Below are 13,358 nucleotides of genomic sequence, written 5' to 3' on the forward strand. Positions count from 1 at the left end.
CAGTCGGTGGTATAGAAATCCACCGGCTTTTTCATTGCACTTCACTTCTCCTTGCCGCTTGACTCTCCCCTCAACTGGAACGTTATACTCGGTACAGAAATAAGGAAGTAGCGTTACATTCAAGCAAGGAGGTTACATCATGTTTAAAATCAGTGAATTTTCGAAGATCAGCCAAGTGTCCGTCAAGACATTACGCTACTACGACCAGGTTAACTTGCTGAAGCCGGCCCACACCGACAAATTTACAGGCTATCGCTATTATTCGGCTGACCAAATGTTCCAACTCAATCGGATATTGGCTTATAAAGAATTGGGCTTCTCGTTGGATCAAATTCGCCAGATGATGAGCGAGGATATCCCGCTCGAACAAATCAGGGGGATGTTTCGGATCAAGCAAAGCGAGATTCAGTCTATTCTGGATCAGGAGCAAGCAAGACTGAATCTCATCAAGGATCGTCTGTATACCATCGAAAATGAAGGAAATAGCCTACCTTCTCACGATGTGATCCTTAAAAAAGTGGAGCCGCAGCTCGTCCTGTCCTATCGTCAAAGAACTCCGTTTTGGAAAATACCTGATCTATTCCAACAGTTGGACGATCAATTAGGGCGTTCTGGTCAATCTTCTCTTTCCAGAATGGTTCTTTGGCATGGCTGTGAGGAGTGCGATGACAACATGGATGTTGAAGTGGCGCGTCTGCTTTCTCACGATTTGCAGACCGAACCACCTTTTACCGTTAAGCGATTGCCGGAGATTCCGTTGATGGCTACGCTCATCCATCATTGTCGGACGACGTGCCGTTGCACGGCGAGTAGCGAGTTGGCAGTGTGGATTGAACGGAACGGATATCGGATCAAAGAGAATGAACCGCGTCGCGAAATTTGTGTTCGTCGTGAAAATCCGGATGACCCGGACTCTTACGTCGCCGAGCTCCAGATTGCCGTTGAAAAAGCTTGACTATCGCACATGTGGGAGGAGACTCAGCTTTTGAACAAACAGCAAAAGTTCCTAACATTCAACCTATTCTTATTGACATTCGTTCTTGGTACGAGTGAATTTGTCATTATCTCGCTGCTTAGTGAGATGGCATCCGAGTTGGGCATCTCAATTTCAACAGTAGGATCGCTCGTATCTGCCTTTGCCATCTCGTTTGCAATTGGTACTCCGATCTTAACGGCGGTATTCAGCCGATTTGCCAAGTATCCCCTCATGCTTACGTTGATCGGCGTCTTTATTACCGGGAATATTCTTACTGCCCTATCCGAGACGTATGTATTGCTTCTTGTTTCCAGAATCTTGACTGCCGTTGTGACCGGGGTTTTGATTGCACTTGCCATGGCGGTTGCCAGTGAAACAATGCCTCCTCAGAAAAGGGGGCGTGCTATTTCTATCATTTTTGCAGGCTTCACGATCGCCAGCGTGATTGGGGTGCCACTAGGTACTTTTATTGGGCAATGGGGCGGTTGGCAAATGGCCTTTTGGTTTGCGGCTCTACTAGGTGTCATATCTCTCCTAGCAAGTGCAGCGACCATCCCAAAAGGACTTACGGGATCGAACAGTTCCTTGCAAAAACAAATCGGGCTACTAACCAATACACGTATCATCATCGCGTTCTTTATCCCGGCATTAAGTATTGCTGCGACCTACACGGTATATACGTATTTAACTCCTTTGCTGCAAGAAGTGCTCTTCGTACCGAACCAATATATTGGTCTCGTATTTTTACTGTACGGGGTCATTTCGATCTTTAGCACGTTGATTGGTGGAATACTGGCAGCTCACAACGGGATTGGAAAGCTCCGGTATGTGTATCTGATGCAAGCCGTTATTCTCGCATCTCTTTATGTTTCGTCCCATTCTCTAATCGGTGGATTCATCAGCTTATCATTTATGGCCCTCCTCGTATATATCATGAATTCTACGATGCAATTGTATTTTCTTGATTTGGCTGATAAACATTTTCCGGCTGCCAGAGATTTGGCTTCCTCATTAACTCCTGTGTCGGTCAATGTCGGGATCGCCCTCGGATCAGCTTTGGGTGGATTTGTAACAACAAACAGGGAACTCATCGATGTTTCCTGGGTCGGTGCGATTGTTGCGATCGCGGCATCCTTGCTGACTTTTATCAGCTACCGCTTAGATCGAAAAGCGATGTCCTTCCACAAGCATACGTTGGAGGGCTGCGAAACACGAAATTAATGCGAATACAAGAAGAAGCTTCCCTTTATGTGTCCAGGGAAGCTTCTTATTCCTTCATCTATTGAGACAATTTCACCAAGCTGTAGTTTTTCTTGCCTTTGCGGATAATAATGAAGCGGCCGCCGATAGCGAGACTTGGCGTTACTTCCAGTTCCAGATCAGTAACGCGTTCGCCGTTCATCGAGATCGCGCCTTTTGTAATATCCTCACGCGCTTGACGCTTGGATGGCTCAATGCCGATCTCAACGAGCCAATCGACAATGTTCTTCGTTTCGAGAGTAGATTCGTACGTCGGCATTTCTTTGAAACCTTGCTCGATCTCATCTGCCGATAGCGATTTAATATCACCAGTAAACAGAGCGGCTGTAATGCGCTGCGCCTGCTCCAGCATTTCCTCGCCGTGCACAAATCTTGTCATTTCCTCAGCCAGCGCTTTTTGCGCCTCGCGTTTATGAGGCTCGGTCTGTACTTTTTCAGCGAGCTCTTCAATTTGTTCTTTCGAGAGGAACGTAAAGTATTTCAAGTATTTCACAACATCGCGGTCATCGGTATTCGCCCAGAATTGGTAGAATTCGAATGGCGTTGTTTTGTTTGGATCAAGCCAGATGGCGCCGCCTGCTGTCTTCCCGAATTTCGTCCCATCTGCCTTCAGCATTAGAGGAATGGTGAGACCGAATGCTTTTGCTTCAGACCCTTCTTTTTTGCGAATCAGATCGAGACCGCTCGTGATGTTGCCCCACTGATCGGAACCGCCGATTTGCAGCTGAACATCTTCATGTTGGTACAGATGCAGGTAATCGAGCGATTGCAGAATTTGATAGGAAAACTCCGTAAACGAAATGCCGCTTTCCAGTCTGCTGGAGACGACATCCTTGGCAAGCATCGTATTGATGCTGAAGTTTTTACCGTAATCTCGCAAAAATTCAATGACATTGATTTTGTGCGTCCAGTCGTAGTTGTTCACCAAACGGATTTGGTTGTCACCTTCTGTAATGAACAGCTTTTTCATCTGTGCGGTGAGTTTGTCGACGTTCTCCTGAATTTGTTCCAGTGTTTGCAAAGAACGCTCGGATTGACGTCCGCTTGGATCGCCAATCGTACCTGTTGCACCACCGATCAAAATGACCGGACGATGACCAGCGAGCTGGAAGCGTTTCAGTACCATGAAAGGAATCAAGTGACCGATATGCATGCTGTCACCTGTTGGGTCTACCCCACAATATAGCGAGACTGCTTTTTCGTTCGTTAATTCTCGCAGTCCTTCTGCATCTGTTTGCTGATTGATGGCCTCGCGCCATTCGAGTTCGTCGATAATATTCACTGCCATACACTCCTTCGATTTCCTATGGTAAAAAATAAAAAATCGCCCCTTGTCTATTGTAGACATAGGGACGATTGAATAACCGTGTTACCACCCATCTTGCACGAATGAACCCTAGCGCTTGCTTCAGGACATTCATGCCACTCATAGCGAGTTATCGTTCGCGATTCCGCTCGGCATTACCCGAGATACTCCAGAGTGTAATTCGCTCGCTTATTGTGTACCGGGTTCCATCAACCCCCGGCTTTCTAGAACAGGGAATAAGCTGCTACTGGGCTCTTTCAACGTATGTTCATATGAAATTACAGACAGTATATTGAAATAAGTTAGCAATGTCAACCATCTAGTCAAGAATCAGCTAACATCTCTTATTTTATTTTCGTAAGACCGACGGATGTCAGTTCATAGACAGCTGTTGCGACTTCTTTTACCGTCAAAAGCGGCTAACGCGCAGCACAGAACAGGAATCGTCAAAGTTAACCGATGACCTTTACAACATTGCCCTCGCTATCGGTTATATTGGTTTTCACAATGTTTATGGCAATTCCTTTCATGGAAGGGATCTCAAAGCTGCTTTCCTTGGGAATCAATTGCCTGCTAAGTGCAACAGCGGTTGAATCATCTACGATAAAACGAATGACGTCCTCTCCTGGCATACATTCAGGCTTCTCGCCTGCCTCAAATACAACTCGGATATCAGGACCCACCAGGCTCAAGCTCTCCCCTTTTTGAATACGACCACGGAGAACTTTTCCGATCACTTCCGCTTGCTTCGCTCCCAGCCTAACTGTCGAAGGCGTCTTTTTCAATAAGCTTCTTTTTCCTGGCTCCCAACCTAGCTGGCTGACAAACAAATAGGCGGTATTTGATCCTTCTTGTTCCATCCCTGTCTGAACAGCAGCAGAAACCGTAGGGTTGCGAAGGAGCGAATCACGCTCGAGATCGGTTATGTAGGAAGGCATAAATGGCAAGCCAGTATCAAGAACGCCACGTGTATTCCAAGCCATCATCGCATCAAGTTCATCAGCTGTGATTCCTACCATTTGCAAGAACTGCACCCGACCATTCGGTGTATCGATTTCGGCAAGCTGCGGGTCTGTGACAAAAGCGAGTGCAGTCAGTTGGGTATCGGCACCCAAGCAAATCGGACCGTTTGCATCCAAATGATCACCTGCTTGAAAAACATTACCCGTGTTGAATACGTAACGCGCCATATTTTGAAGCAGATTCAGCGCCCAGGCAGGCGGTTCTTCCTCGTCGTCCCCTCGCGCCAATCGAAACGTCAATTCAAAGCCAAAACCGCTTTCCTCTTCATTCTCGGACTCTTTTTCATATAGCTCCGTAAATCCATAGGTAACAAAATGCCAATGCGGATAAGGCTCGTCCGCTTTGTAGGCGCTAATTCCATCCAATGGATCGTTGCCACCCAGTGCATACGAGATGAGCGTCCCATAATGCTTAGGCTCCTGCTCTCCATAAATCTTTCTCATTTCCTGATCAATGGCATCCCAGCCCGCTGCAGTCATTTCTTCATTCATTTCTTCGTGCATCTCTCTTGCCTCCCATGTAATGACTGTCTTAACAATAGCCAAAATGAAATATTTGGATACTCTATCAGACGGTCAATACCACTTAGCAAATTACATCGTTCTCATTCCCTTCCGTAAATGTAAAGTCGTTAGTTCGCTTGTGTTATTCCATTCGGAACGACTGGCTTCGATAACCAGTGCTGGTCGGTTTGTACATGATTTTTGCGCACAAACTTGGCTGCAGACAGTTTAAAATCTTCGTACGGAAACCTCTCCGTTGTTCGTACCACGTACCCCTCTTGTTCTCCGCCGAAGACAGAACGTTTGGTGTAGCAGCTTTTTACGGTCTCTTCCTTCCAAATCCCTCTGTATAAGACTGGCGCTGTTTCTAAACCAAGTAATTCCGCCCATTCTACCGTTTCATCCCACGACAAGCATTCATTGTTTTCATTCCAGATCGAGAAAACGTAGAAATAGCTCGTTAGGTGTTCGTAGTAGATGGAGTGCATTGCATATACATTTTCCCCGCAAATTCTCCAGCCTTCCGGGATATGAAACGAAATCGTCCCATGCAGCATTTTTACCCAGTGTCTGGATGCGTGATCTTTGCTATCCAGTGACCTTGCGTGGATATGGTTTCGGTAAAGGGTGGTATTTTCTCCATCCAGCTTTTCTGTCACGACTACTTCTTTTCCTTCGAAGTGACGAACCGATCGCAGAATCTTATCATCGTCGGTCCTACTTCTTGACCAGGGTAAATGAAAGGTTCTCGGGTATTTTTTCAACATCGTTTTTCACCTCCTTATTTGGCATAGGCATCTCCCTCCTTGAAGAAGTACAGTTTCCACAGGTACTCTTCGCCCAATAAATGATAAATCTCGGAAATATCCTGCTGTGTTCCGTAGTTAATCTTCATGTGCATTTGAATCAGATTGACAACTTCAAAGATAAAATCATCTTCGAATCCTAATTCTTTTAAGAAATGGCAAGCAATTTGCGCAGAAACATGTTCATGTCCGTAGTAGGAGTAATGGCCTTTCGTCGGTTTGTACGTTTTGCAAAATGGTTTTCCGGTATCATGAAACAAGGCGACCACTTGCATGAGAAATTTGTCTTCTTCCGTGTAAAAGGCGTTTACATAATCGAAAACATGATACGTATGCTTGCACAACGGATACTGATGATAAGGGTTTTCCTGATTAAATTGATACATCTCGCGGAAGATCGGAATGGCATTCAGTCTGTCAAATAGCTGTTCATAAGAGGGTTCACTTTGAAGCAATTGAACAAACTCTTCTTTTTCAATGGCATAGGGAGCTGGCTCGTGCAAGAGGTGAATGTGATCCCAGCCTTCATTCTTAATGGGAAAATGAAAATTCTTCCGCATCTTCGCCAAGATGTATTCGTCTACGGTTCTCTTTCGGGATCGATTGCGTTCCAGGCAAACGGTATAGGGAACATCGACGTAATAGCATTCCTTTTGAACATCGGGAAATTTGGCAAGGACCTTCATTCTTTTCTCTCTGTCAATATTGGTTGCGTCCAAGATGACATTCTTTCCATTCGCCAGCTCCGTTGCGATTTTTGAGTAAACCTCAAAAAATACTTGCGCTGACTTCTTTTGTTTTCGCTCATCACCGAATAAGTTTTGGCGAATTTCATCCGTAGACACGATGGTTGCCCGTTCCTTTTTGGCAATTTCTTGTGCCCACTTGCTTTTACCACTGCCAGCAATGGCTGACAGGACGATTAATTTCTTTTTCACTTATATCTCACCTCCTTTCAATAAAAACTAACTTTTCGACTTACTTTTCCAATATTATACACACTTCGCAAATATAAGGCACCCTTCTTTGTTCCTAGATTTGCTATTCTTTACAGCCACGGACCAAAGAAATTATGGTCAGCTTGCTCGGGCTACCACAATCAGATACTATTTCATTATGTCTTTTAAATATTCAAGAAGAAGCGGGTAATAATCATCTGTAAAATGGACACCCTCTCTTTCATCCAGATATGGGACTTTATGTTTTTCAAATATTGGAGATAAATCTATGAAATCTACTTTTTCAGCATTTGCTAGCTCTTTAAGTGCCGCATTTAAATGACCTATATCTTTGTATTCGGGACCGATCTTTAAAGCCTCCTCTGAGACTGGAGTAACAGATAAAACATGTATTTTTGCATTTGGAAGTTTTTCTTTTATTTTTTTTAATAATTGAGAATAGCTTGATGTTACAAATTTGATTGGACCTTCAGCAGGTTTGTCCTTTCTTTCTGCGAAACGAACTAAATCATTATTTCCCAGAGAGATAAAAATATGTTCAGGCTTTCTTTTTGCTATCTCATCAACTAGATGTAAAGCTTTTATTGTGGTTCCCCCCATTTCAGCCACAACATTCTTATCATCCAAAAAATCACCAGACTTGAGTCTTTCTGTCATCGAATCGCCCACAAACAAACTATTATTGAAAATAGTTTTATACAAAGCATCTTGACTTTCTGTAGTTGACTTTTTTTCATACGAAATAGCTAGAGATTCCTTAGGTGATTTTTGTTCAATTCCATTATCTCCACAGGCTGCAGAAGATAAAGCGACACTCCCCATAAGCAAACAAACACACACTTTTTTTAACATTTCACTCTTCCCTTTCCAGTATTTAATTGATATCGGTACTTGCCTCAGCAACGCTGATGATGTTTTCTCCTCTCTTTTGCTTAATGAGAGAATACTAGATAGAGATAAAGAAAAAGTGCAGAACAAATCGAAATGAATGAAAGAATCCAAAGAATCCGGCGGACACAAAAAAGAAAACAAAAAAGCACAGAAGCGAGTTCTGTGCCTAAAACTTCATGAAGGTAATCGTAAATTTTGTATAGCGATATTTCTCACTCTCTACTTTCATCAAGGCATGATGTGCTTCGATAATGGCTTTGACTAGCGCCAATCCAATCCCCGTCGAATCATGCTTTTTAGAATCTCTCGCTTTGTAGAATCGATCAAAAATATGCGGCAATTCCTCAGCTGAAATCCCTTCACCAAAATCTTGAATTACCAATTCCGTATAGATAGGAGTATCTTTTACTTGAATGATGATTTTACTGCTGGGTTTGGAATGCTCGATTGCATTCTTGAGCAGGTTCAACAACGCTTCCTGCATCCAGAGCTTATCGTGAACAACGACGATTTCCTCCGGCGCATCCCAGTCTATTGATATATGTTTATCACTAATCATGCTTGCCAAGCGATCCAAAACTTCCTCGATCGTCTCCACCAAATTGGCTGGTCCTTTATCAAAGGAAATAGCTCTGGCGTCGATTTTCGCTACCTTTAGCAAATTTTGAATCAAGACATTCATTCTGGAGATTTGAGCTTCATTATTTTGCAGGAGTTGAACCTGCTGCTGGCGAGGCAGCTCTGCATTCAACATCATTTCATTGTAGATGGATATAGTGGAAAGCGGTGTTTTTAATTGATGCGATATATCTTGCAGCATTTGTGCTAAAAACTCTTTCTCTTCCAGAAGATCGTGCATGCTTTTTCGAATAATATCCTTCATAGAACGAAAGGAAGCCGCCAGTTTGGCGAGATCCCCTTCTTTATTTTCATTGATGACAACCGAGTAGTCCCCATCGATTATTTTTTTGGCTGCGGAAGTAAGTTGTCTAATTTTAAGGAAGACAGCCTTGTATTGCATGTAGCTTGCCCCTAGCAGAATCAATCCGAAACAAATTAATCCCCCATAAATCAATTGATTATGGCTGGAAATATGTTTATTTAAGAGGGGAAAAAGCTCGGACTCCAAATCCTCATATAATCCATATTGCCTAAAGATCTCTCTTCCTTTTTCCTGATACGCACTTGAATCAGAGGAGTGGCTTGTTAAGACCTTCATAATTTCCGCTTCATTCTCAGGGTTTAGTTCAACCAATCTCGCCGTAATTTCACCCCAGGTTGTAATAGAATCGCTTTTTAAATCATCATAAAGCAGTTGATGTGTAATAAACTGATAAACGATAAAAAGAGATAACAGAGCAGCCAGTATGGTCATAGATCGATTCAACTCGGTATTCTTCATCATCTTACTCTCTAGTCACATCCTTATTCCACCGATAGCCCAATCCTCTTTGGGTGACGATAAACTGCGGATATTTGGGGTCATCCTCCACTTTATCTCTTAAACGCTTAATGTAGACAGATAGCGTGTTTTCATCAAAAAAAGCATCTTCTCCTTCCGATATTTTCATCAGGAGATCATCTCTTTTTAGTGCTTTATGGGCGTTCATCATGAAAGTTAACAGCAGCTTGTATTCAAGATTGGTTAATGGAATGCTTTCATGATTTTTATAAGCCTTAACTAGATTTGTATCTATTTTGATATTCTCAGATGCTAAGATCGTTGAAAGAGATTCCAGCCTCCCTTGCTTGCGCAGCTGCACTTTCACTCTAGACATGAATTCCTTGACTCGAAAAGGTTTTGTAATATAATCGTCCCCACCAATATCCAGACCCATTACTACATTTGCTTCTTCATCTAGAGCCGTTAAGAAAATAATAACCGAAGAATCATTTTGCTCTTTGAAATGCCGACATAAATCATAGCCGTTACCATCTGGAAGGCCAATATCCAGGATAGCCAAATCAAACGTATGCTGATCAAACTGGTGTTTCGCTTCTTTTACACTAGAGGCTCTGACCACCTCATAGCCTTCATTTCTCAACGAGAATTCGATAGCTAGACCAAGGGCCTCATCATCTTCCACAAGCAATATTTTATTCAAGCATGACCTCTCCTTACCATCATTCCAATTCAGTCATTGACCAATCCGAATAGCCCGACTATTAAATAGCCAGGCCTTTTTTTATTGTTCTCTGATAACATCGATAAGATTATCTTGTTGGATTTTTCTCAGTGGTATCAGAACCGATAAAAAACTGATGAACAAAGCGGAAACAAACGTAATGAGACAAGCTTCGTAGGGAATCGTCCATTCGACCATCAAGACACCGGAAACCGCCAAATAGATAATATAAGAAAGTATACAACCGAAAAAGATCCCTTGCAAACTTCCAGAAAAACCGTAAATCAGCGCTTCATAGATGATCATTTTTTTCAAATCCCTTTGTGACATACCGATAGATTTTAACGCAGCCAATTCTTTTCGTCTGGTGATGATGCTGATCGTAATCGTATTGACGATATTGAGACTGCCAATCAATGAAACGACCGTGATAAAACTATATACCAGCACTTTTATTACGAGCTCTGAATCTTCCCTCACTTTATTCTCATCCATGTGATTCACAATAGTAATGGAGTGGTTTTTTCCAACAGTCTGCTCGATTTCAGCAACAGTTCCAAGAGATTGAGTCGTATCCTTCAAATTAATTTCGAAGCTGAGGTCCTGCTCCTTCACTCCCGATACATTTTCAAGCGACTTCAATTGCGCCGAAATTTGCTGTCTTTCTGCTGAATCATCAGCAGCATCATGTTTCAGATAGACAGTTAGATCCGATTTGGTGGATAAATCTTTTACATATTTGGAGGCAAATGCGATCTCCATCAAAGACGAGAATGTAATAAACAAGACACTTGATATAATGATGGACAGGATCGTAATGGTGTAACGATTTTTATTTCTTTTGACATTTTTCAAGGCTAGGCTCAAGGGAAAAGAGAAAGGCTTTTTCAACTGGTGAGTCTTGTGTTTTTTGATCGCCTCTTTTTTTATGGATAACCTGCTGCTGATTGCCAGCAATGGCGATATTCTGCCCGCAAAAAAAGCCGGGTAATAACTGGACCCCAATACGGCCGCAAGCGTAATGATCGAGCTGATGAATAAAATCTGCCAATCGATAAGAAAGAACGAAACACCCTCTTCTAATAGGATCGAGAAAATGAATTGGAGAGCAGCAACCGCCAATATGCTGCAAACAAGCCCAGCCGGTATGGCGATGACAGCCATTACAGCAGCCTCTCTCATCACGATTTGTCTAATTTGCTTACGCGTAGCACCGATGCTTCGGAGCAAGCCGAACTGCTTCATCCGCTCTACGACGCTGATTTGAAAAGCGTTGTAAATCACAACAACCGTTGCGATCACAACAATGCTCACGACGATGACGAGTACCGCTAAAACCGATTGATTGGATTCTGGTTTCAAAACTCTGATCAATTCTTGATTGATAACGAGATTCTCGTCTTCCGTCAGTGATTTTATTTCATCTAATACCTCTTGAAAGTTCGCTTTCTCGTTTATTTCAGCTAATATCCTGCCTTCTCCAATTGCAAAATCACGTTTATACGTTAATAAACGACCCACTTTATTTTTCTGCGTAAACGCGCGATTGTCCAGTAAACCAACCAGCTGATAGGTTTTTCCATCCAATTCAAATGAGTCGCCGATCTGAAGACCCTTTTTGATAAAAGGAAGTATCCATGAATCGACAGCTGCTTCACGGTCATTGGCTGGCAATTTCCCATCAATGAGGCTATAGGGTAAAAACGTCATGGCGCCATGATCAGCGAAATTCATTTGAAGGGAAACCTCTCCAACGGGAACGATGTCGCCCTGAGACATCAATCCAAACGAAGCAATTTGGGGATTATATTTGATTTTGTTTAATAATGCTTCATCATAATTGGAAATACCGACATGAAATGAATGCCCGCTTATCTTCTTGATGCTCTCCACCTGGGAGATTTGAGATCCTTTCATAAAAAGGCCGATCGTAGAAATTAACGCTACAGAGAGTATGATTCCGACCAAAGTCAAAATCGTTCGTTTCATATTCCCCTTTAAATACTTGCTGCTTAATTGTTTGTAACTGCTGATCAAAATCATTCCCCTCCTGTCTATGGTTAATTCGCAGCAAGTCGTTGATCTGAAATGATCGTACCGTCTTCTATCGTGATAATCCGGTCGGAAGCCGAAGCAATGGTTAGATCGTGCGTAATCAATACAATCGTTTGATTGTATTTTCTGGCAGTCAATCGTAATAAATCCATGACTTCCTTCGTATTTCGCGTATCCAGATTCCCTGTGGGCTCATCCGCCAAAATCAAATGCGGCCGATTCATTAAGGCCCTGCCGATAGAGACGCGTTGCTGCTGTCCGCCTGATAATTCGGAGGGCAAGTGGTCTCTCCGTTCATGAAGCCCCAGGATTTCAATTAGTTCTTCTAAATACGTCAAATCGATCGGTTCATCATCCAATAACATCGGCAACGCAATATTTTCCTGTACATTCAATACGGGGATCAAATTAAAGAACTGAAAAATAAACCCGACTTTTCTTCTTCTGAATATCGAAAGCTCATCATCTGTATAATCGTAAATATTATGGTCTCCGATGAATACATGTCCTGAACTTGGACGATCCAACCCTCCCAAAATATGCAGCAGTGTACTTTTACCGGAACCGGAAACCCCAACGATGGAGACAAACTCTCCTTGCTGAATAGAAAGGTTAATCCCTTTTAACGCATCTACCCGGTTATTTCCTTCCCCATAGCTTTTTACTACGTTTTCCATCCGTACAACTTCCATACAGCTCACCCTCTCGTCACTCAAACTCAATCTTGTACCTCTACGAAATTTACTTTGTCTGCGCTATCTGCATATACGTTCCCAATTTCCTGCAAAACCTGGTTCACCTTATCTTTCTTCTTATAATCGAAGCTGCCATTCTGAAACTCGATCAAGGAGAGCGTTGACTCTGCTTCGGTTAATTTGTTGTATGTTTGGTCGTCAACTATAACAAGATCCGTTTGCGGTATATACCCGATCCATACCTGATGGTTCACATACTCTACGGGTACCATCTGACCGTTCAAATCGATTTGGTTATTTTTCATTTCTGCATCACTTAAAGAGTAATATAGATTTTGACCACTCGATAATTCTTGTATGCTGGTAACAGGGTCTGAAATAATGGACGCGCTATCAGGATCTTGTCTTGCTCTTAGAATCCCGCTCTGTACGAATTGCTCAGCTGTGGATCGTGTAACAACCGAATATTTGATATCTCTGGTTTCAAATTCTTGACCCGTTTCCTTCTGATCTTGCTCTGCCAATTTCGTGATTTTTTTTGTTGTCACCAATTTCATTTTGTAGTCGATCGTTTGTTTGGTGTTATCTTTATACAACTCTTTTACTCGATTCGTATCTTTTTCTGTGCCAATAACGAGAACGCCATTGACCGGTTGCGTTGGACCTTCTACAAATCGTTTGACTCCAAATCCAATCCCTGCAAAAATGACAATAACCAACAAGAAACCCAGTATTTTTTTCATCTTGATTGCTCCCTT

Annotated in this window: 12 protein-coding genes and 1 other annotated feature; of the genes, 2 read left to right on the forward strand and 10 right to left on the reverse strand. The window is 42.7% G+C overall.

Going from position 1 to position 13,358, the window contains the following annotated elements:
- Nucleotides 1-139 precede the first annotated feature (139 nt).
- Both AB1L17_RS02695 and AB1L17_RS02700 read left to right on the forward strand, forming a co-directional pair.
- Entirely contained in the window at nucleotides 140-955 is an 816-nt protein-coding gene (locus AB1L17_RS02695) for a MerR family transcriptional regulator (RefSeq protein WP_412843991.1), read from the forward strand.
- Nucleotides 956-985: 30 nt separating this feature from the next.
- Nucleotides 986-2,197, forward strand: coding sequence for an MFS transporter (locus AB1L17_RS02700; RefSeq protein ID WP_412843992.1), 1,212 nt, complete (start codon nucleotides 986-988; stop codon nucleotides 2,195-2,197).
- A 58-nt stretch (nucleotides 2,198-2,255) separates the two neighbouring features.
- Here AB1L17_RS02700 and tyrS read toward each other — a convergent pair whose 3' ends face one another.
- From tyrS to AB1L17_RS02750, 10 genes are all read right to left on the reverse strand, one after another.
- Complete coding sequence (tyrS, locus tag AB1L17_RS02705) at nucleotides 2,256-3,524, reverse strand: tyrosine--tRNA ligase (protein WP_486599047.1); 1,269 nt, start codon at nucleotides 3,522-3,524, stop codon at nucleotides 2,256-2,258.
- Nucleotides 3,525-3,581: 57 nt separating this feature from the next.
- Nucleotides 3,582-3,812: a binding site (T-box leader), on the reverse strand.
- A 182-nt stretch (nucleotides 3,813-3,994) separates the two neighbouring features.
- Nucleotides 3,995-5,056, reverse strand: a complete 1,062-nt coding sequence (locus tag AB1L17_RS02710) for a suppressor of fused domain protein (RefSeq protein ID WP_412844123.1) — start codon at nucleotides 5,054-5,056, stop codon at nucleotides 3,995-3,997.
- A gap of 140 nt (nucleotides 5,057-5,196) precedes the next feature.
- Nucleotides 5,197-5,835 carry an RNA ligase family protein gene (locus AB1L17_RS02715; RefSeq protein ID WP_412843994.1) on the reverse strand — a complete coding sequence of 213 codons (639 nt, stop codon included), beginning with the start codon at nucleotides 5,833-5,835 and terminating at the stop codon, nucleotides 5,197-5,199.
- 14 nt (nucleotides 5,836-5,849) lie between these two features.
- Complete coding sequence (locus tag AB1L17_RS02720; RefSeq protein WP_412843995.1) at nucleotides 5,850-6,812, reverse strand: AAA family ATPase; 963 nt, start codon at nucleotides 6,810-6,812, stop codon at nucleotides 5,850-5,852.
- Nucleotides 6,813-6,980: 168 nt separating this feature from the next.
- Nucleotides 6,981-7,685: a GDSL-type esterase/lipase family protein gene (locus tag AB1L17_RS02725; protein ID WP_412843996.1), complete on the reverse strand. Its 705-nt coding sequence runs from the start codon at nucleotides 7,683-7,685 to the stop codon at nucleotides 6,981-6,983.
- Between the two features lie 205 nt (nucleotides 7,686-7,890).
- A complete protein-coding gene (locus AB1L17_RS02730) occupies nucleotides 7,891-9,126 on the reverse strand; it encodes a HAMP domain-containing sensor histidine kinase (protein WP_412844124.1) in 1,236 nt (411 codons plus the stop codon).
- Between the two features lie 4 nt (nucleotides 9,127-9,130).
- Nucleotides 9,131-9,829, reverse strand: a complete 699-nt coding sequence (locus tag AB1L17_RS02735; protein WP_412843997.1) for a response regulator transcription factor — start codon at nucleotides 9,827-9,829, stop codon at nucleotides 9,131-9,133.
- An 81-nt stretch (nucleotides 9,830-9,910) separates the two neighbouring features.
- A complete protein-coding gene (locus tag AB1L17_RS02740) occupies nucleotides 9,911-11,887 on the reverse strand; it encodes an ABC transporter permease (protein WP_412843998.1) in 1,977 nt (658 codons plus the stop codon).
- 23 nt (nucleotides 11,888-11,910) lie between these two features.
- Nucleotides 11,911-12,597 carry an ABC transporter ATP-binding protein gene (locus tag AB1L17_RS02745; RefSeq protein ID WP_412843999.1) on the reverse strand — a complete coding sequence of 229 codons (687 nt, stop codon included), beginning with the start codon at nucleotides 12,595-12,597 and terminating at the stop codon, nucleotides 11,911-11,913.
- 26 nt (nucleotides 12,598-12,623) lie between these two features.
- The gene (locus AB1L17_RS02750) at nucleotides 12,624-13,343 is read right to left on the reverse strand and encodes a lipoprotein BA_5634 family protein (RefSeq protein WP_412844000.1); all 720 of its coding nucleotides are present in this window, start codon (nucleotides 13,341-13,343) and stop codon (nucleotides 12,624-12,626) included.
- Nucleotides 13,344-13,358 lie beyond the last annotated feature (15 nt).

The organism is Brevibacillus jepli (assembly GCF_047229145.1).
In the GTDB taxonomy this organism is placed as follows: domain Bacteria; phylum Bacillota; class Bacilli; order Brevibacillales; family Brevibacillaceae; genus Brevibacillus.

Excerpts from the sequence above, each read along its gene's own strand:
- AB1L17_RS02695 (WP_412843991.1), top strand. The coding sequence starts at position 140 with ATGTTTAAAATCAGTGAATTTTCGAAGATCAGCCAAGTGTCCGTCAAG.
- tyrS (WP_486599047.1), bottom strand. The coding sequence starts at position 3,524 with ATGGCAGTGAATATTATCGACGAACTCGAATGGCGCGAGGCCATCAAT.
- AB1L17_RS02710 (WP_412844123.1), bottom strand. The coding sequence starts at position 5,056 with ATGAATGAAGAAATGACTGCAGCGGGCTGGGATGCCATTGATCAGGAA.
- AB1L17_RS02715 (WP_412843994.1), bottom strand. The coding sequence starts at position 5,835 with ATGTTGAAAAAATACCCGAGAACCTTTCATTTACCCTGGTCAAGAAGT.
- AB1L17_RS02725 (WP_412843996.1), bottom strand. The coding sequence starts at position 7,685 with ATGTTAAAAAAAGTGTGTGTTTGTTTGCTTATGGGGAGTGTCGCTTTA.
- AB1L17_RS02730 (WP_412844124.1), bottom strand. The coding sequence starts at position 9,126 with ATGAAGAATACCGAGTTGAATCGATCTATGACCATACTGGCTGCTCTG.
- AB1L17_RS02745 (WP_412843999.1), bottom strand. The coding sequence starts at position 12,597 with ATGGAAGTTGTACGGATGGAAAACGTAGTAAAAAGCTATGGGGAAGGA.
- AB1L17_RS02750 (WP_412844000.1), bottom strand. The coding sequence starts at position 13,343 with ATGAAAAAAATACTGGGTTTCTTGTTGGTTATTGTCATTTTTGCAGGG.